The 18533-nt window shown below is 57.0% G+C and carries 13 protein-coding genes; 8 read left to right on the top strand and 5 right to left on the bottom strand.

The window, feature by feature from the left end:
• Positions 1-10: 10 nt before the first annotated feature.
• The 6 genes from PAT9B_RS26605 to PAT9B_RS26580 are packed head-to-tail and all read left to right on the top strand — an operon-like array spanning position 11 to position 7307.
• Entirely contained in the window at positions 11-1000 is a 990-nt protein-coding gene (locus tag PAT9B_RS26605; protein ID WP_013512383.1) for an ABC transporter permease, read from the top strand.
• Positions 1000-1833, top strand: coding sequence for an ABC transporter permease (locus PAT9B_RS26600; RefSeq protein ID WP_013512382.1), 834 nt, complete (start codon positions 1000-1002; stop codon positions 1831-1833). Before PAT9B_RS26605 ends, PAT9B_RS26600 begins: the two co-directional genes overlap by 1 nt.
• A complete protein-coding gene (locus PAT9B_RS26595; RefSeq protein WP_013512381.1) occupies positions 1830-3443 on the top strand; it encodes an ABC transporter ATP-binding protein in 1614 nt (537 codons plus the stop codon). The genes PAT9B_RS26600 and PAT9B_RS26595 overlap by 4 nt, the downstream gene beginning before the upstream one ends.
• A gap of 10 nt (positions 3444-3453) precedes the next feature.
• Positions 3454-4791: an LLM class flavin-dependent oxidoreductase gene (locus PAT9B_RS26590; RefSeq protein ID WP_013512380.1), complete on the top strand. Its 1338-nt coding sequence runs from the start codon at positions 3454-3456 to the stop codon at positions 4789-4791.
• Position 4792: 1 nt separating this feature from the next.
• Positions 4793-5992 carry a M20 family metallopeptidase gene (locus PAT9B_RS26585; protein ID WP_013512379.1) on the top strand — a complete coding sequence of 400 codons (1200 nt, stop codon included), beginning with the start codon at positions 4793-4795 and terminating at the stop codon, positions 5990-5992.
• A gap of 10 nt (positions 5993-6002) precedes the next feature.
• Positions 6003-7307: an NtaA/DmoA family FMN-dependent monooxygenase gene (locus PAT9B_RS26580; RefSeq protein WP_013512378.1), complete on the top strand. Its 1305-nt coding sequence runs from the start codon at positions 6003-6005 to the stop codon at positions 7305-7307.
• Positions 7308-7844: 537 nt separating this feature from the next.
• Here PAT9B_RS26580 and PAT9B_RS26575 read toward each other — a convergent pair.
• From PAT9B_RS26575 to PAT9B_RS26560, 4 genes are all read right to left on the bottom strand, one after another.
• A complete protein-coding gene (locus tag PAT9B_RS26575) occupies positions 7845-12074 on the bottom strand; it encodes an AIDA repeat-containing protein (protein WP_013512377.1) in 4230 nt (1409 codons plus the stop codon).
• A gap of 60 nt (positions 12075-12134) precedes the next feature.
• A complete protein-coding gene (locus tag PAT9B_RS26570) occupies positions 12135-13367 on the bottom strand; it encodes an autotransporter strand-loop-strand O-heptosyltransferase (RefSeq protein WP_013512376.1) in 1233 nt (410 codons plus the stop codon).
• Between the two features lie 237 nt (positions 13368-13604).
• The gene (locus PAT9B_RS26565) at positions 13605-14294 is read right to left on the bottom strand and encodes a hypothetical protein (RefSeq protein WP_013512375.1); all 690 of its coding nucleotides are present in this window, start codon (positions 14292-14294) and stop codon (positions 13605-13607) included.
• 79 nt (positions 14295-14373) lie between these two features.
• Positions 14374-15126: an IclR family transcriptional regulator gene (locus PAT9B_RS26560; protein ID WP_013512374.1), complete on the bottom strand. Its 753-nt coding sequence runs from the start codon at positions 15124-15126 to the stop codon at positions 14374-14376.
• A gap of 233 nt (positions 15127-15359) precedes the next feature.
• On the opposite strand from PAT9B_RS26560, the gene PAT9B_RS26555 reads away from it, so the two are divergent.
• Positions 15360-16514, top strand: a complete 1155-nt coding sequence (locus tag PAT9B_RS26555) for an MFS transporter (RefSeq protein WP_013512373.1) — start codon at positions 15360-15362, stop codon at positions 16512-16514.
• Between the two features lie 99 nt (positions 16515-16613).
• Entirely contained in the window at positions 16614-17018 is a 405-nt protein-coding gene (locus PAT9B_RS26550; RefSeq protein WP_223300526.1) for a hypothetical protein, read from the top strand.
• Between the two features lie 78 nt (positions 17019-17096).
• Here the strand turns inward: PAT9B_RS26550 and PAT9B_RS26545 are convergent, their stop codons facing one another.
• Positions 17097-18338, bottom strand: a complete 1242-nt coding sequence (locus tag PAT9B_RS26545; RefSeq protein ID WP_013512371.1) for an acyl-CoA dehydrogenase family protein — start codon at positions 18336-18338, stop codon at positions 17097-17099.
• Positions 18339-18533: the final 195 nt, after the last annotated feature.

The following is an 18533-nucleotide window of genomic DNA, read 5'->3' as shown; positions in this document are numbered from 1 at the left end:
GGAGGCGAGGATGAGTCTGGAGAGCATCATTACCCGTAACCCCAGAACACCAGGGCCAGTTTTGTGGCGCAGTGAACTGGCGCGCCGCATCGTTGCGCGCCTGCTCGGTGGCGTGCTGGTGCTGTGGGCGGCTGTTACCCTGGCGTTTCTTGGGGTGCATCTGGCTCCGGGCGACATTGTCAGCCTGCTGATTGGGGAGCAGATCCGCACACCGGCGATAGAGGCGGCGATCCGCGCTGAATGGGGGCTGAACGAACCGCTGTGGTGGCAGTATCTGCATTATCTGTGGCGAGTGCTGCACGGCGATTTCGGACGTTCTTACATCCTCAACACCGAGGTAAGCCAACTGCTGGCGACGCAGTTGTGGCCCACCCTGAAACTCACCCTTGCGGCGCTGCTGGTCAGTGCCGTATTTGCCGTAACGATCGCGGTGACCACGGCGCATCGGCGCTGGGGCCGCCGGATCGCCAATGGTCTGGAACTGTTGCTGGCCTCCACGCCCTCGTTCTGGATGGGGATCGTCCTGCTGTTTATCTTCAGCTTTACGCTGCGCTGGTTTCCGGTGGCGGGCGACCGTCATCTCTCCTCGCTGGTGCTCCCGGCATTGTCGCTCGGCCTCGCCCAAGGGGCAGTCATCGCGCAGGTGCTGCGCCGTGAACTGGAACGCGCGCTGGAGTCCCCGTTTACCCTGACACTTCGCGCCTGGGGCGTGGGTGAAACCACGATTCGGCTGCGGCATGCGTTGCGCCACGCCGCCCTGCCTGCGGTGACCTTAACCGGCTGGCTGGTGGGAGGGCTGTTGAGTGGGGCGGTGATCACTGAACAGGTGTTTGGTCGTCCCGGACTCGGCAAGCTGACGGTGGATGCAGTGCTGGCGAAGGATCTGCCGGTGGTGCTGGCGGTTGCCATCCTCTCGGCGCTGATTTACGTGGTGATGAGCACGCTGGTGGACATTCTGGCGCTGTGGATTGATCCGCGTTTGCGTGGGGAGAGCAAATAATGCAAGCCATCCTGCAACGCTTTCCTGCCGCGCTGCCTGCCACGGTAGGGATCGCGATCCTCTATCTGCTGCTGGTGGCATTGGCAGTTGTGGCACCGCACTGGCTGACGTCCAGTGACCCGCTGCTGGCCGATCCGGTTAATGCGCAGTTACCGCCCTCGGCCCAGCACTGGCTGGGCACCGATCAACTGGGGCGCGATCTGCTGACTCGGGTGATCTACGGCAGCCGTTATTCGTTGCTGATCAGCGTCGCGGCGATGGCGCTGGCGGTGCTGTTCGGCACGCTGCTGGGCTTAACCGCCGCGCTGGCGCGCGGTGTGCTGGACGAGCTGTTGAGCCGTGCGGTTGACGTCATCTCAGCCTTTCCCGATCTGTTGTTGGCGCTGATGCTGATTGCGTTTACCGGCCCCGGGACCAACAACCTGATTATTGCGCTCGGCGTGGCCTCGGTACCGCGCTTTGCCCGCGTGGTGCGCGCGCAGACCTACCGCGTGATGACCTCCGGCTATGTGGAACAGGCGCGCACCTTTGGTTTGTCGCGCTTTACGCTGATCGTTCGTCATATCCTGCCGCATGCCATCGCGCAGGTGCCTGCGCTGGCAACGCTGGGGCTGGGGACGGCGATTATTGGTACGGCGGGATTGAGTTTCCTTGGCATGGGGCCGCAGCCGCCGACGGCGGAGTGGGGCCTGATGTTGGCAGAAGGACGGAACTACCTGCGTAACGCCTGGTGGATCGCGGTCTGGCCGGGGGTGTTTATTACCCTGACGGTGATTGCCGTGAATACGCTGGGCCGCTACTGGCAGGCACGTTTTGAAGGGAGAACCTCATGAGCCAGCCAGTGATTGATATCCGTAATCTTTCCATTCGCTTTGGTCCCCAGCAGGTGGTTAAAAATCTCAGCTTGCAGGTATGGCCGGGCGAATCCGTGGCGTTGGTGGGCGAGTCCGGCTCGGGAAAAACCCTCACCGCCCGGAGCCTGCTTGGCTTGCTACCGGAAGGGGCGCAACTCAGCGCCGACCAGTTTGTCATCGACGGACGCGACATGCTGAACGCCAGCCGCCATGACTGGCGCGCCCTGCGTGGCCGCCGTATCGGTTACGTGTTGCAGGATGCACTGGTTTCTCTCGATCCGCTACGCCGCATTGGTCAGCAGTTGGCGGATGCCCTGACCGCCGCCGGTTATCGTGGCCCGGCGACGTTGCAACAGAAAAGCCTTGAACTGCTGCGTGCGGCGGGGATCGCGGATGCGGAAAGTCGCCTCGCGCGTTATCCCCATCAACTTTCCGGTGGTCAGCGCCAGCGTGCGTTGATAGCCAGTGCGCTGGCGGGCAGTCCGGCATTGTTGATCGCCGATGAACCCACCACCGCGCTGGACATGACGGTGCAACGTCAGATTCTCCAGCTTCTCGCCGCACGGCGGCGTGAAGGGCATGGCCTGCTGCTGATCAGTCACGATCTGGCGGTGGTTGCCGAGCTGGCAGACCGAGTGCTGGTGATGCGCGATGGTGAAGTGGTGGAGCAGGGCGAGAGTGGCCCACTGCTGCATCGTCCTCGTCATGCCTGGACGCAACGCCTGCTGCGTGCGGTGCCCACGCCCGCCACGCGTGGTTTACGCCTCAGTGCGGCCGAACCAACACCATTGCCCGCGCGCCCTCAGCCGGGAGCCGCGCCGTTACTGGAAGCCATCGGCCTGCATAAAACCTATGGTGATCGTCAGGTGCTGAAAGACATCAGCTTCCGTCTGCACGCCGGGGAAACCCTTGGCGTGGTGGGCGAGTCCGGTTCCGGCAAAACTTCATTGGTCAAAGTGGTCATGGGACTGACTGAGCCAGATAGCGGCACGCTGCTGCTGGAAGGCAGTCGCTGGCAGCACATCAGCGAAAAAGCCCGCCGCGCGCGCCGCGCCCGTCTGCAATTCATTGCGCAGGACCCGTTCAGTTCCTTCGATCCGCGTTACACGGTGGAAAAAATCATCGGCGAAAGCCTCGACAGCGTGGGGATTTATGGCGATGCCCGTCGCCAGCGCGTGCGTCAGTTGCTCGATGAAGTGCAGCTTGGCGAACGCTTCCTGCAACGTTATCCGCAGCAGTTATCCGGTGGTCAGCGGCAGCGGGTGGCGATCGCCCGCGCTTTTGCGCCAAACCCGGCGCTGCTGGTGGCGGATGAGCCGGTCAGCGCCCTTGATGTGTCGGTACAGGCGCAGGTGCTCGATCTGCTGGCAGAAATGCAGGCCGAACACGGCACGGCACTGCTGTTTATTTCGCATGACCTGGGGGTGATCCAGCATCTGGCCGACCGGGTGCTGGTGATGCAGGACGGGCAGGTGGTGGAAAGCGGGGAGATCCGCGAAGTCTTTGCCACGCCGCAGCATCCCTGGACGCAAAAACTATTACAGGCGTTGCCGGTGCTGCCGGACTGGCAGCCTGCAATCACATATTAAGGAGCATTGTATGAGTCAGACACAACGCCAGCTGCGGCTGGGGGCCATTATTCAGGGCGCGTCCGGCAACATGTCGGCCTGGCGTCATCCGGATGCGGTGCCGGATGCCAGCATCAACGTGGACTATGTGCTGGATCTGGCACGCAAAGCCGAACAGGCGAAAATTGATTTTCTGTTCGTCGCCGATGGTTTGTATATCACGCCCCAGTCGATACCCCATTTTCTCAATCGTTTTGAACCCATTACCCTGTTGTCCGCGCTGTCGCTGGTGACAAAGAAAATTGGCCTGGTCGCGACACTCTCCACCTCCTACAGCGAGCCTTTTACCGTCGCGCGTCAGTTTGCCAGTCTTGATCATCTGAGTGGTGGCCGTGTCGGCTGGAACGTGGTCACCTCACCCCTGGCAGGCTCGGCGAGGAACTTCTCGCGTGCCACTCATCCCGAACATGATGAACGATATCGTGTCGCCAGCGAATATTTGCAGGTGGTCAAAGGCCTGTGGGATTCGTGGGAAGAGGATGCGTTTGTCAGGGATAAAAGCAGTGGACAGTTTTTCGATCCTGACAAACTGCACACCCTTAACCACAAAGGCACCTATTTCTCCGTGCAGGGACCGCTCAACGTCGGTCGTTCACCGCAGGGCAGGCCGATTGTGTTCCAGGCTGGAGCCTCAGAAGCCGGTAAAGCGTTTGCCGCAGAAGCCGCCGATGCCATCTATACGCGCCAGGAAACGCTGGAGCAGGCGCGTGAGTTCCGCGCAGACGTGCGCCGCCGTCTGGTGGCGCAGGGGCGAGATGCCGACGATATTCGCGTCTTCCAGGGGATCAGCGTCATCATCGGCGCGACCGCAGAGGACGCTGAGCAACGTTACCAGCAAACCGCCGAGCTGGTGACCATCGATAAAGCGCTGGCGTATCTTGGCCGCTACTTTGAACATCACGACTTTAGCCAGTACCCGCTGGATGAACCTTTCCCGCAGATCGGCGATCTCGGCGAGAACAGTTTCCGCAGCACCACCGACACCATTAAACGTAATGCCCAGGCTCGTGGTCTGACGCTGCGCCAGGTGGCGCTGGAAGAAGCCACTCCGCGTCCCAGTTTCCTCGGCACCGCACAACAGGTAGCGGAGGGGTTGGCGCAGTGGTTCCTCGCCGGAGCGACCGATGGATTTATCGTGCGTGGCGGCACGCCAACCGCCTTTGATGACTTCGTTGAACAGGTCATTCCGCTGCTGCAACAGCGCGGGATTTATCGCACCGAATACGAAGGGACGACGCTACGCGAAAACCTCGGGCTAACCGCGCCGGAGAACCAATTTGCCCGGCAGCGCCGTCAGCAGGTGGCCTGATATGAGCGATATCACCCACTGGCAGCAGGCGCTGGCAAGCAGCCTTGAACACCACAGCGCACAGTACATTGCCATCGCCAAAACCATCTTTCAGCGCCCGGAAACCGGCAACAATGAATACTTCGCCAGCGAACAGTTGACCGGGTTGTTGCAGGCGCAGGGGTTCCGGGTGACGCGTAATGTTGCCGGGCATGAAACCGCCTTTTACGCGGAGAAAAGTAGCGACAAACCGGGGCCGACCATCGCTTTTCTGGCGGAATACGATGCGCTGATCGGGATTGGTCATGCCTGCGGCCACAACCTGATTGGCACCACCAGCGTGGCGGCGGCCATCACCCTGGCACAGGTGCTGGCGGAAACCGGCGGGCGGGTAGTGGTACTGGGCACGCCTGCGGAAGAAGGCGGTCTGGCGGGACAGGGCGGTCCGAAAGGCAATGTGAAAAAACGTTTCGTTGAGGCGGGATTACTGACAGGGATTGATGCGGCGCTGATGGTGCACCCCGCCGGGAAAACACGCCTTACTGAAGCCACGCTGGCGAATAATCACCTCTATTTTCACTTCTACGGTAAGCCGTCGCACGCCGCCAGTGCGCCGCATGAAGGGATTAACGCGCTCGATGCGTTGGTGTTGCTGTACAACGGCATCAGCGTACTGCGCCAGCAACTACCGGATGGCGTGCGTGTGCACGGCATTATCACCAACGGCGGCCAGGCACCGAATGTGATCCCGGAATATGCCTCAGCGCATTACTACATCCGTGCCGACAGCCGCGAGCAGTTGGAGTTGCTGGAGCCGCGCCTGCGCGCGATTGCCAAAGGCGTTGCGCTGGCTACCGGCACCCGGGTTGAGATCGATCATCAGGTTGGTCCGCGCGATTTTCGCCTGAATCCGGCGCTGGATGCGCTGCTGCTGGAAGAACTCACCGCTGCGGGTGAACAGGTCGATCTGTCGCCACAAAAGAACAAAGTCTCGACGGATGCCGGGGATATCAGCCACGCGGTGCCGACCGCACATCCCTGGCTGAAGATCGGTCCCGACGATCTGATTTTCCACACCGTGCCCTTTCGTGAAGCCGCTAACTCGGAACGGGGTTATCAGGCGTTGCTGATCGGTGCGCGGGTACTGGCTCGCACCGGCCTGCGTCTGTTGACCGATGCCGGGGCCTTGCAAGCCATCAAAGCTGATTTTACGCGGCCATAAGGAGAACACCGTGTCGCAACCCTATCGCAGAAAACTCAAGACGCTGGTGGGTGCCAGCAGCGTCATTTCGGCAGGCAATGACAGCCAGCCGGGGCTGGGCATCGCGCGCGCCATTGAACTGGCAAAAATTGCAGAGCGCGAGAAGATCACCGGGTTATTTACCGCTGATTTATTACAGGCCGATCCTGCCGGACTGGCTGGCACCACCGGCAGCCAGGATCCGCTGATGGTGCTCGCGGCACTGAGTCAGGCCACGTCACAGATTGGTTTGATCGCCACCGTCAGCACCAGTTGGTTGCATCCTTACCATTTGGCACGCCAGGTGGGTACGCTCGATCACCTGAGCGGCGGGCGTGCAGGCTGGAATGCGGTAACCTCTTCCGTTGGTGAGGAGAATTTTGGCGACAGCCCGCTGCCGCCACCGCAGGAACGCTATGCGCGTGCCACGGAGTTTATCGAGGTGATGAATGCGCTTTATGACGCGAACGAACGCGAAGCGGCACAGCGCACCGCCAGTGGCGGGATACGCATTGATCCTGCCAGGCTGCACCCGATCAACTATCGGGGCGACTATTTCCAGGTTGCGGGACCACTGAATGTACCGCCTTCACCGCAACGTCGCCCGGTGCAGTTCCAGGCCGGACAATCGGAGGCAGGTGTCACGCTGGGGGCGCGCTACGCCGAGGTGATCTACACCTCACAACCCAGCTTTGAAGCGGCACAGGCGTTTGTGGCGGACGTACACCAGCGTGCGCGGCGTTTCGGACGTGAGCATCATCCACCGCTGATCATGAACTCATTCCATTCGATTATTGGAGACAGCGACGCGGATGTGGCGCGTCGTCTGCGAGAAAAACATGAACGCATCGACTATGAGCAGGGCCGGTTGCGCGTGGCGGATATGCTCGGCGGCGAGGTGGATTTGCACGATCAACCGCTGGATCGTCCCTTGCCTGCCGCGTTGATCCCACAAGTGGCGCAGGTACAGCGCCGTCAGGGCCGCGCCGCGATTTTCCGCCAGTATGCGCTGGAAGGAATGACCTTGCGTGAGCTGATTATTAAAGCAGAAGAGACCGGGCATTGGTTTGTTGCCGGGACGCCTGCCACGCTGGCGGATGCCATTGAACAACGTTATCAGGCCGGGGTGCTGGATGTGATTTCCCTGCATGGGCTGGGACAACCGGATCAGCAGGATTTATTACTGAACGGCTTGTTACCGGAACTGCGTCGCAGGAAGCTACTGGACACGGATTATCAGGGCGATGATTTCCGCAGCAGCCTTGAACTGGCTCCGTTGCGACAAACAGCGGTATAAAAAAATGCCCGGCAGTGCTGTAATGCCCCCGATCTCGATGGTCGGGGGCCTCTCTTTTTGCAAGAAAATCAGCGAAATACCAACTCAATATCAATTCCTCACCCGCTGCCAGTGCCCTGTGTTGAGTCACTATAATGGATAAATCGGGTACGTTTGCGCGGAGGGCTGACAGGAAAAACGTGTATAAAAAGTGATGAAAACTATACATGTTTTAGGGGTCATATATATTTTTCTCGATTATTTATACACGTAAAAATTTACAGATATAAAAAAGATTGGAATCTATATATGTCAGAAATTTTTACCCAATTACCCCTTGCAGATAATGAGCAGTGGGAAACGCGGGCTGTACTCCAAAATACCGCTGAAGCCCATCGTTTGTGATGCATTGGTTAAAAAATAGGTTTTGAATCAAACAGAAAATCGGCAGGGCTAACGACATAAGAAAACGGCTTCCTGATATGGAAGCCGTTATTAAGGACCGATCAATCGCTCTTTAAACTATCAGTATTGCGGCACCGCGGCACCGCCGTCTGATTACCGGAACGACACACCCAGTCTGACCTGACCGTAGTAGCCGCCGGATTCTCCGCCGTGCAGTGCATCAGACCAGCCTGCCTGCACACCCAACGTCACGTTCTGACGGATATGTGCATCCACACCACCGTTGATCCCGACGCCAGTGCCTGACAGGTTGCTGCGGAATGACGCTTCTGAATCCGCCACGCCCGGTACTGATGCCGTTACCCCGCTATGACCACCGTAGCTTTGCGTTAACGATGGGGTTACCCACCAGCTTAACTTCGCCTTGGTATCCTCCGACGTACCCACCTTCAGTCCGGCGCGCACCGACTGACGGTGAGTATCGGACCAGTTGAGTGAGGCCGCGCCATCCTGCCCATCATCCAGACTCAGGCCTTGTACCGTGTACTGCAACTGCGGTTCCAGTGACAGACCTGATCCCACGCTGAAGGCCTGCCCGATTTCCGCCGTTGCCAGCCAGCCGGTACCGTTGGTTGACAGGCGTGTGCCGTCGTTCGAATCGGTCGAGATGCTGTGGTGCGTTGCCTGTACCAGGCCGTCAAGATGCAAGCCCGCGTGACTGCGGCCCGACAGGTAGGCACCGCCGGTATAGGCTGTGTCGCGGTCCGTACCCGCTGCATTGCGGCCATGGTCGCGCCAGACGTCACTACGCATCAGACCGGAGGCCGCATAGACACCTGCCCGCCAGTCGGCATTTGCGCCGTCAAGTTGCCAGAGATCACCACCCAGTTGCAGGAAGGTATACGCGCTGTTGCTTTGCGGCACGCTGCCGCCGGTCAGGGTTCCACTGTCAGCATGGTGGGACTGGCCTGCTGCCAGACGTCCCCACATCCGGCTGTCCGGTGCATAATGGAAACGCGTGTCAGCCGAACCTGCCACCAGGCGATCGAAGTCGAGCGACAGCGACGGCAGTGCCGCGTAGCTCCACATACCGTCGCGGTAGTTCGCCTGTTCAGTCACGCCAGTGGACGGTGTGGAACCGCTGTCATCAGGATCCGTGGTGCCGGTATCTGTGTCAGGGGTTTGCGTCAGCTGGGAAGTCAGATACCAGCTCTGATCGGCATTGCGGTAGAGGGTGTAAGAGTACGCACCGGCCACCAACGGTTGATTGAGGGTGAACGCGCCCACATCTGTCGTCGCTCCGTTAATCGCCTCAATCAATGCGATGCCGTTGCCGGTGGTCTGGGCACCCAGCCCGCCGCGGTTCAGCACCAGCAGTCCGGTACTGCCCGTCGCCTGCCCGCCGTCGATCACCAGTTTATCGGTCGGTGAACTGCTGTCACCCGCCACGGTATACATCGTGATGGTGCCGCCATTGCCGACCAGATTGGTCACGGTCAGGGTATAAGGGGTAAATGCCCCTTGCGACGGAACGAAGGTGATGCTGCCGGCGTTAGTCAGGGTATCTACCAGTGAGTCGCCGGTGATGTTCCAGCTACTGCTCTGGTCAATACTCACGTCAGTCGGGTCGATGATACCGGTCAGGGTGGTGCTGTTGACCAGCGACAGGGACGTACCGGACTGTGCCACAATGTTGGTGGTGGCCTGCAGGCCGTCCATGATCAACGAACCGTCATTCAGGTTAACCTGCGACTGGCTAAAGGTGCCACCCAACGTGAGTGCCCCGGAACCGTTCTTGGTCAGTTGCCCGCTGCCGGAGATGGTGGTGTTCAGCGCGACATCGGTGCTGGTGTCATAGGTAGTAACGCCGTCGTTCACGAAGCCGTTGTTTGCGAGCGTCAGAATGCCGCCGTCAGCAATGTTCAGCAGGCCACCCGACGCCACCGTTGTGTCAGTAGCGGTACCACCACTGTTAACCGTTAGCTGGCCGCCGTTGTTGATGACAGAACTGGAGGCGAGGCCGCCGTTAAACACGGTCAGCGTACCACCGGAGTTGACGGTGGTTGAGATGGCGGTGCCCGCGACATCTTGCTCACCGCCTGAGTTCACCACGGTATCAGTGGTGGTGCCACCGAATGTCACCGACTGCAATCCGCCTGAATTCACGGTGGTGCCGGTGGCACTGCCGTTAATGTATTCCCAGCCGCCCTGATTAATGACCGTTCCGGTTGCCGTGCCTCCGGTTTCCACGTTCAGGAAGCCGTTGTTCTCAAGCAGCACATTCTGCGCTTGCCCGCCGCTGATGGAAAAGGCACCGAGCGCGTTGGTACCGGCCAAGGTTGCACTGGTGGTGGTATTCAGCACTGCGCCGGATGCCAGCGTCAAATCGGTGACGACAGCACCATCATTGGCAGACAGCGTGCCTCCGGAGTTCACTTTGGTACCCGACGCAGCGCCGCCGCTCATGACGTTCATGTAACCGTTATTGGTCACGGTGGTCCAGTTCGCACTGCCGCTGTTGTAAACGTATTGTGCACCGCCAGCCGCGACCGTGGTTGAGTTGGCCGTCCCGGAGATGCCCTGCGCGGCACCACTGCCGATCAGCGTATCGGTCGCCGTACCGCCGCTGTAAACATACTGCGCGCCGCCGGAATTCAGCGTGGTTGACGTGGCCTCACCGAAGACCTGCTGAGTACCACCTGACACGGTAGCAGCGACGGCTGATCCTCCGGCGTATACCGTCTGGTAGCCACCTGCATTCACCGTGGCGGAAGTGCTTGATGTACCTGAATTGACATACTCGCTGCCACCCGAATTGATCTGCGTCGAAACTGTCGATCCTGTACCGTAGAGGAACATTCTACCGTCAGCATTAAGGGTGGCGGAGGTCACACTGCCGTAGGTATTCAGCTGGCCGCCCGCATTCACCACCGTGCCAGTTGCTGTACCGCCGCTGACGACGAACTGGTTTCCGCCCTCGACGGTCGTTGCGCTGGCGTTGCCACCGCTTTCTACGAACTGCACACCGCCAGAATTCACGGTGGTAGCCGTGGCGCTGCCATAGACTTCCTGAGTACCCGCAGAATTGACGACAGTGCTGGTGGCAAGGCCCCCGATAATGACGTCTTGCTCGCCATTTTCGTTAATAGTGGTCCCCGTGGCCGTTCCTTCTACCGTCTCCCGTCCACCATTAAGTATTGAAGAGGTGGAGGAGCCTCCGCCGTAGATCGTCAGGTAGCCACCGCTGTTCACGGTGGTGGCGCTGGTACTGCCATCGCTCTGCACATACTGCACACCGCCGGAATTCACGATGGCGGAAGTGGCCGTGCCGTAGACATACTGAGTACCCGTTGAATTGATGGTAGTGCCAATGGCCAGACCACCCGTGTTGACGTCTTGCTCACCATACTGGTTAATGGTGGTGCCCGTTGCCGTCCCCTCTACCGTTTCCAGTCCGCCATTGAGTATTGAAGCGGTAGCGGAGCCACCACTGTAAATGATCTGTCTGCCACCGCTATTCACGGTGGTGCCGTCAGCCGTGCCGCCGCTCATAACGACAGCCAACCCTGCGGAGCCAACGGTGGTATTCGTCGCGTTACCACCGGACAGCACACTGAATATGCCGTTATTCTCCAGCAGCAGGTTATTGGCCTGCCCGCCGCTGACAGAAAATGCGCCGAGGCTATTGTTGCCGTCAAGCGTGGTACTGGTATCCGCCGTCAATGCCCCACCAGCCAGCTGAGAGATAGCCGTGGCGACACCGCCAGCTGTTACCGTTAAGGCACCACCTGAATTCAGCGTTATCCAACCGGCTGAACCACCAGCAATATGCGCTCGCCCGCCGGAATTCACGGTAATATCATAAGCCGAGGCATTCGGCGTCAGTTCGAGAGTGCCGCCACTACTCAGGATGGTCCAGTAAACGTAACCACCCGCTGAGACATATTGTGTTGCCTCATTGTTGACCGTTGTGAACCATGCCTCGGCACCACTGTTGACGTACTGATAAGATCCGCTGTCACTTAACGTCGTCGAATACGCTAAGCCCCCGGAGTAAATCACCTGATTGCCACTGTTGGTCACTGTCGTTAACGTTGCTTCAGCACCGGCACTGATGTACTGCCGGGCATTGCTGGTCACAGTAACATTTTCTGCGTCATCACCATTGTTAAGCGTTTGCGAGACGCCGGCTCCTGAAACAACGGTGCCCATGTAATATGTCGCCCAGACTGGCTGTGATGCGATACCAGCCCCCAGCAGCAGGATTGCGCCTGCCGCCTTCTTTACCGCCAACGGTGGACGTCCACCGCTGCCGGCGCGCTCTGATGCCACTACCCACGCCTGACGCGCAGCGCTCCAGACAATCCTGTAAGCCTTATTCATTTCCCAGTCTCTCTTTGTTTTATTGTATGCAGGTGAACAGGTCACCTTGTGTGTAGTTTTTTAATGCCCATGCAGTTGCGCATGGAGCTGGTCAGTTACGCGACAGACCTGTTTTCCGGTAATCAGGCGGGTGCACTCGAATTGTCGGTCGGTTCCCTTGTGACGGGGACACCAAAAGAAGTCCCGATGGTCGAAGGTCTCCTGCAGGCTGTCCCAACAGCCGCTGCAACCGTGACTGCTGAACACCCGCCAGGGTGTATAAAATTCGGCACCCGGCAGGCTGAATCCGCTGATAAGCACCACCGGTATCTGTGCTGCCCAGGCAAGCCAGGACAGTCCACTGGCCAGGCCGATAAAGAAACTGGCGTGACGGAGCAGGTCCACCCGATCTTGCAGGGGAAGGTTGCCGGTAAAGTCTTCGGCGCCAAAGGGGATGTGATTCCAGACGAAGCCGCGACCGGTGCGGGCCTCACGGTCAATGCACAGTACCCGGTAGCCCAGAGATTTCAGGTGCGCCACCACCTCCGCCCAGCCGTGCCCGTTGTTCCAGAACTTGGCCTGAGAGGTGGACTGGACAGCGATGCAGACATAAGGCTCGGTGATGGTGCGCGGCGCGCTCAGGTTGAGGCGCGGGGGCGCCTCGCGAGGGTCCACGCCGAGAATATGTCCGGCGATGCGGTGGAAACCGGTCTGGCGGAAGTCAATCGGCTGGTGGGTATCGTTGCCGCCAAAGAACAAGCCAACCCGATATGTGGCATACGGGGAACGCTGCACGACGGCGTCCGGGCTGGAGAAGCGTATATCCGGGTACTGGCCTTCCAGCAGGGCAATGATGTTCGGTGCCATTACGCATTCCAGTTGGCACTGGTGTCGCACGCGGAAACGCTCTGCGTAGTGAAACCAGCCGAGCAGGTCGCCGAGCGTGCCGGTGGGGAAAGAAATCAGTACGTCCCGGCCTTTCAATGACAGGGTTTCATCCAGCAAGGGAACCTTTTCATCACCACGCCAGACCTGGATGCGGAAACAGACAAAATACTTCTTTGCCGACGTGACCCAGCCCGCCCCGGACTCACAATGAAACAGGATGTTGTCTGAGTCGTTGTCCAGTATGGCAACACGCCAGCGCCCTGCGGGCAGCAGGATCCGCACGCCATCATTGAAGTCGTAGAAAATGCCCGCGGGTCCCTTGATTGAAGGACGATCGGGAGGAAGGACGAAGGGATAAGGGACTGACTCTGCGGCATTGTCAGATGCAGATGCCGCCAGGCTCACCACCGGGATAATTTCAGTCATGGCTGGCTCCGCTCTGTTTTATTGTTAACAAGCGAACCCGCCACATTAAGCGGTAAATATATCCCCTCACACGCACTCCCGAATGACCTCAAAAATGATCATTTTTTAATTTAAAAACGACATGGAGGAGTTATCGGAGGGATTAGGATTTTCAGTAGATGAGTTGAGAAAAAATAGTTACAGCCTGGTTACACAAAGCCGGAAGCCCGGTGTTAATTACATGATTTCCCTCCTGCTTTAAGTGCAATCAGCAAAGTCATGCACCTCAGTCCAGTTGTAATTCGACATCACCAAACGCAGCTTGCCGGTGACTTCGGGTATCAATAGCTGGCGATGCTGGATAAAAAACTGGCGGTAACATTCAGGCAATGTCTCGGCCCGATAGCGCAGCAGCGTGCTGTGCCAGAAAGGCGGCGGCAGGGTGATATTGCCGTAGCGGTTTTTCACCGAGGCTGACCATGAACTGGCAAGCAAACCATCAGCAAATTTCTTGCGTTCAGCCACACAGCTCTCGTCGGCAATGCCTGCAATCAGCAACTGGTTGGGCAGGGCCACTAAGCGTAATGCGCTTAACCGTAGGTGATGAAGTCTCAGTGAGTGGAATAAATGGATCACCTCATCACTGTGTTCAGGTAAAACCGCGCCATCATAGATTGAGTCGGTAATCGCCATAAAAGTGATATGAAATGATGCTGCCGGAACCACATCTGCCTTTTGATCGCCATCCGCCATGGCTGCAAGTTGTTGTCGCAGTTGTTTTAGCGCTGGGGGCATGGGCGGCGTCATGCCGGTGACGATGGCTAATTTTGTTGGATGCCAGGCGGGAGGTGTTAGAGATCTTGCGTGGTGAGGTTGGTTAGCCCATTTTCTCAGAGTGGCAGCAGATGTTTGTTCATAGAGCTGTCCAATTTCATCTGTTAATTTCATGGTCACGGCTCCGTTGTCATTCAAGCAAAGTCACCGATGTCATCAACCAGAGACCTGAGAAAGTCATCGAAAGGCGGAATTAATTGGCTCGTACCAGAGCTTCAATTTCTGATTTGCATTGCTTTAACGCACTTAACAGTAGGGTGAAGTTATCCTCAAAGCGTAGCGCCGGTATGGCCAGCGAAATAGCATAATGTTCATTCAGATGCGCATTGATACTGACGCCCAGGCCGCATACGCCAAGGGCATGTTCCTCAGTATCCACTGCATAACCACGTTCACGAATCTGGGCAACATCGGCTAACAATGCCGCTAAATTACCGTGTGAATACTGGGTGCGTACTTCAATCTGCTCGCCGAAAACGCTGGCAATGGTCTGATCATCAATTTGTGCGAGCAGGGCTTTGCCATGCGCGGTACAGTGGCTGGGAAACGCTGTTCCCACGGCGGATACCACCCGAAGTTCCTGATCAGAAACATACTGGCTGACTGACACTGCGTGGCTTCCACGATAAACACTCAAATCTACCGTTTCACGTGTGCGGCGACCCAGCGTTTCCATAGCCGGGCGGGCCAGGGCGATCACATCGGTATGTGCCGCCGCTGCCAGTCTGGCGAGCGCAGGCCCCAGGCGGATCTCACCACCGTTTGCCATCAACAATTGCTGTTGTTCCAGCGAGGCCACCAGACGATGAACAGTGGCGCGTGCAAGGCCCGTCTGCCTGGCAAGCTCAGTAATGGTCAGGCCTTTGGGTTGAGTTTCAAGCGTGCGCAGGATGATCGCTGCACGTGCTATTACCTGTGAACCGCTTTGCTCCGAATCGCCAGCCATAACTCCCGCCTTAAAAATCGTTGTGATGTAACGCCATTTGCTAATGAATTTCTGTCAACGCGTCGACCTGATTAGAGCGTTCAACCTAACCATATTAATGACGTTTAATCAATTGGATAGCTAATGCCTGAGCATTTGATAGCCAACATTTTTGACTTATGGCGAAAAATGCTGAAAGATATCTGTCCACATATTGGACATCATATCCATTAAATGGTCATGAGGGAGGAGCAATGCAAACAATCAGCAAAGCGGGCACAGTGACACTGCTTGCGGTTGCCTGTCTGACGATTATGGTCGGCTGCGTCATCGTGCCTGGCCTGACAGAAATCGCAGAAAATCTTGGGACACCAGCGGCAGCAAGCTGGCTGGTCACAGTTCCCTCTCTTGGCGTGGTGATTTTTGGTCCCCTGGCCGGTTGGTTTATCGATCGGGTCGGAGCGTACAAAGCGTTATGCGGTGGTCTGGCCCTGTATGGTGCCTTGGGTGCCGGAGGCGTGTTTCTGCACGGGATGGTGCCAGTGCTTATCGACCGCCTACTACTGGGTGGGGTGACGGCAGTAGTCATGTCAGCCGGAACAAGTCTTATCTCTACGTTTTTTAGCGGGCAGGCTCGTCTCAAAATGATTGCCACACAGGGTATGTCCATTGAGCTGGGCGGGGTCATTTTTCTTTTTATCGGTGGGCTACTGGCTACTTTGGGATGGCAATGGCCATTCCTGCTGTATTTGGTGTCATGGTTATTTCTGGGCATGATGTTCCTTTTCGTGCCAGAACCCGTATTGCGCCAGGAAGTGTCGGAAAGATTGGATATTCACGTAACGGATGATCTGAGTCGCAGAGCGCTTACCCCGATTTATTTTGCCGCATTATTCTCCATGGTCTGTTTTTTCACCGCTATTATCATCATTCCACAATACTTCCATCAGATGGATATTGGTGCAGCCGAGACGGGCTATTTCCTGTCGTTTATCTCCCTGGTTGCGGTGTTCGCCGCCGCCGCGATGCCAAAGGTCGTGGCAAAATTGCACGAGCTTTATACCCTCTATCTTGCTTTTATTTGTTATGTGTTGGGCCAGTTGGTTTTCGCTTTGGCCGTCAGCATACCGGTTCTGGTCATCGGTGGTGCGTTCATGGGTTGCGGCTTTGGTCTTTCTGTGCCGCTGGTCAATCACATGACCGTGGAAAGAAGTCACGAACGTCGTCGCGGGAAAAATCTGGCACGGCTTTCAATGGCTATTTTCTCTGGTCAGTTTATCTCATCTTTTATGGAGTTCATCCCTGGTAGCCTCGCTGGCGTGTTTCTTGGTACGGCATTAACTGGTGTGCTGGTGATCGTGGTGCTTATGTGCTGGCGGCAATCCTTTTATAGCGTCACAGAGGGTTAATGCAGGCTTAGCAATTATAGGCATCCGCTGGAAACGGCAAATAAAACCATTGCTGTGTAGGTTATAGGAAAAGAAGGCGTAAATGCGCTTTCAGGTAGATTGAAAGAAATTTATGCTTATTTTTTAACTTTTTCGCTCTGGTTTAAGATGAAGAAGATTATATTTATTTCCTGTATCGTTTCGTTGCTTACTGCTTGCTCTTTAAATATTGGTGATCTCACCGTTGCCAGCACAAAAAAATTTGCGATGGATAATCAAAAACTCATCAAAGGGAAAAGGGTGACGGGTTATGATCGCTATCCAGTGATTATGTTTCCGCTAGGCGTACCAAAGGTGGGTGAGGCGATTTCAAGTGCGATTGCGCAGGACCGCTGTGCCGTAGGTCTGACCAATGTCGAGGTCACCCAATTGAACTGGGCATTAATGGTCGGTATGACGGGAATTAAGGTTGAGGGTGATTTGTTAATTGATACCCGGTTGCCAGGTTGCGCTAATCATATTTAATTCTTTTTCTTATCGTGACGTTTTTGCATACGGCATTGCACTTGGGGTGATCGCCAGCGGTGCAATGCCGGTTAAAGATTATTTTATGTCGCTATCGATATCGGCCACACCAATACGCCATTGTTCGGGTGGCAATGTGCCGTTCACCGCAAAATCACCGACGATCCGGTCTTTGTAGACGCGTGGATTGTGCGAAGACAAAGTACGGACATTCCGCCAGAAGCGATCCAATCCCAGCGGTTTTAACGTGGCGGACGCCCCCAGCGCATCAAACAGGATGGAGCTGGCATTCAGCAGCAGGTCAGTAACGACGTTAAGCGACTGAGAAACCTCCAGTTCGGCGATCGCAACCGCATGATTAGCCTGCTCCTGATCGCCGCTTTGTTGTGCCACAAACGCACGTTCCAGCGCATGGGCAGCATGCAGCACAATGGCACCACTGCTATAGGCTGCGCCGCGCAGACGTCCGACGACCTGAAGGATCTGCGCATCCTGCGCCGCACGCGACGCATTGCCGTTACTGTAAGTGCGCTTTCGAGCTGCCACCAGCGCGGCAACTTCGCTACTTTGCGCTCGTCCCAGCCCGGCAATGGTCGCCAGATGGACCAGTTGAAAGAACGCGGGCGAATATTTGAAGTGGGCTTCTTCGTTGATGTCGTCATCCTGAATCACGACGTTGTCAAAGATTGCCGTCCCGCTCGCCGTCAGCGTCTGACCAAAACCGTCCCAGTCATCCAGTACCATCACGCCGGGAGCGGTACGTGACACGGTGACGGAGACACCTTGGTTGTTTTCATCTGTCAGGCCGACGTCGATCCAGTCCGAATAGAGGGAGCCGGTGGTATAGAATTTTTTGCCATTCAGCTGCCACTGGTTGCCGCTACGTTGAATGCGGGTAGAAAAGGTGGACTGACGGGCTTCGCCAGTTTCACTCCAGGCAGGGCCGACAATTTCACCGCGCCCCAGACGTGACAGCCAGGTATCGCGCCAGGTGTTGTTGCCGCTGCTGAGGACATTTTCCACAAAGCCAAGATGGCCGCGTATGGACTGCACCAGGTTGGAATCCGCTTCACCCAACTCAATCAGCAGGTTAAAAAGTTCTGGCAGGGTGGCACCCTGGCCGCCGGCGCTCTTCGGTACCCGCAGCGCGGTGAATCCGCTTTGCTTCAACCATGCAATCTGTTCGAACGGCAACTGCCGCTGCAATTCGCGTTCAATTGCGCCGGCACGGATGTCGGCAAACAGTGGGCGAAACTGCTGCGCCAGTTGTTCGTAATTTGCTGTAGGGGCAGCACCCCAGCCAGAATCGGTTTGCGACATTGGATTTGTCTCCCGCAATAATATGTTCGATCACAATAAAAGGCACTATGGCATTATCCCCTGTCCCCGCATTAATGTTTTTTTCTGCTAAGTAATCGTCAAAAGAGGATGAGTTACCTGGCTTCCGCTATGCGGAACAAAAAATAACTTTTTTCATATCCACTGCTGATATTGATATTTGTCACATGGTCATGC

This window comes from Pantoea sp. At-9b (assembly GCF_000175935.2).
Lineage (GTDB): Bacteria > Pseudomonadota > Gammaproteobacteria > Enterobacterales > Enterobacteriaceae > Pantoea.
Note: the sequence above shows the minus strand (reverse complement) of the source record. Positions and strands in the feature narration are given on the sequence as shown.

Bases quoted from the DNA above. Each gene is read 5' to 3' on its own strand.
- PAT9B_RS26560 (WP_013512374.1), bottom strand. From the start codon at position 15,126: ATGGCTGGCGATTCGGAGCAAAGCGGTTCACAGGTAATAGCACGTGCA.
- PAT9B_RS26545 (WP_013512371.1), bottom strand. From the start codon at position 18,338: ATGTCGCAAACCGATTCTGGCTGGGGTGCTGCCCCTACAGCAAATTAC.
- PAT9B_RS26590 (WP_013512380.1), top strand. From the start codon at position 3,454: ATGAGTCAGACACAACGCCAGCTGCGGCTGGGGGCCATTATTCAGGGC.
- PAT9B_RS26565 (WP_013512375.1), bottom strand. From the start codon at position 14,294: ATGAAATTAACAGATGAAATTGGACAGCTCTATGAACAAACATCTGCT.
- PAT9B_RS26585 (WP_013512379.1), top strand. From the start codon at position 4,793: ATGAGCGATATCACCCACTGGCAGCAGGCGCTGGCAAGCAGCCTTGAA.
- PAT9B_RS26595 (WP_013512381.1), top strand. From the start codon at position 1,830: ATGAGCCAGCCAGTGATTGATATCCGTAATCTTTCCATTCGCTTTGGT.
- PAT9B_RS26575 (WP_013512377.1), bottom strand. From the start codon at position 12,074: ATGAATAAGGCTTACAGGATTGTCTGGAGCGCTGCGCGTCAGGCGTGG.
- PAT9B_RS26605 (WP_013512383.1), top strand. From the start codon at position 11: ATGAGTCTGGAGAGCATCATTACCCGTAACCCCAGAACACCAGGGCCA.
- PAT9B_RS26600 (WP_013512382.1), top strand. From the start codon at position 1,000: ATGCAAGCCATCCTGCAACGCTTTCCTGCCGCGCTGCCTGCCACGGTA.
- PAT9B_RS26570 (WP_013512376.1), bottom strand. From the start codon at position 13,367: ATGACTGAAATTATCCCGGTGGTGAGCCTGGCGGCATCTGCATCTGAC.
- PAT9B_RS26555 (WP_013512373.1), top strand. From the start codon at position 15,360: ATGCAAACAATCAGCAAAGCGGGCACAGTGACACTGCTTGCGGTTGCC.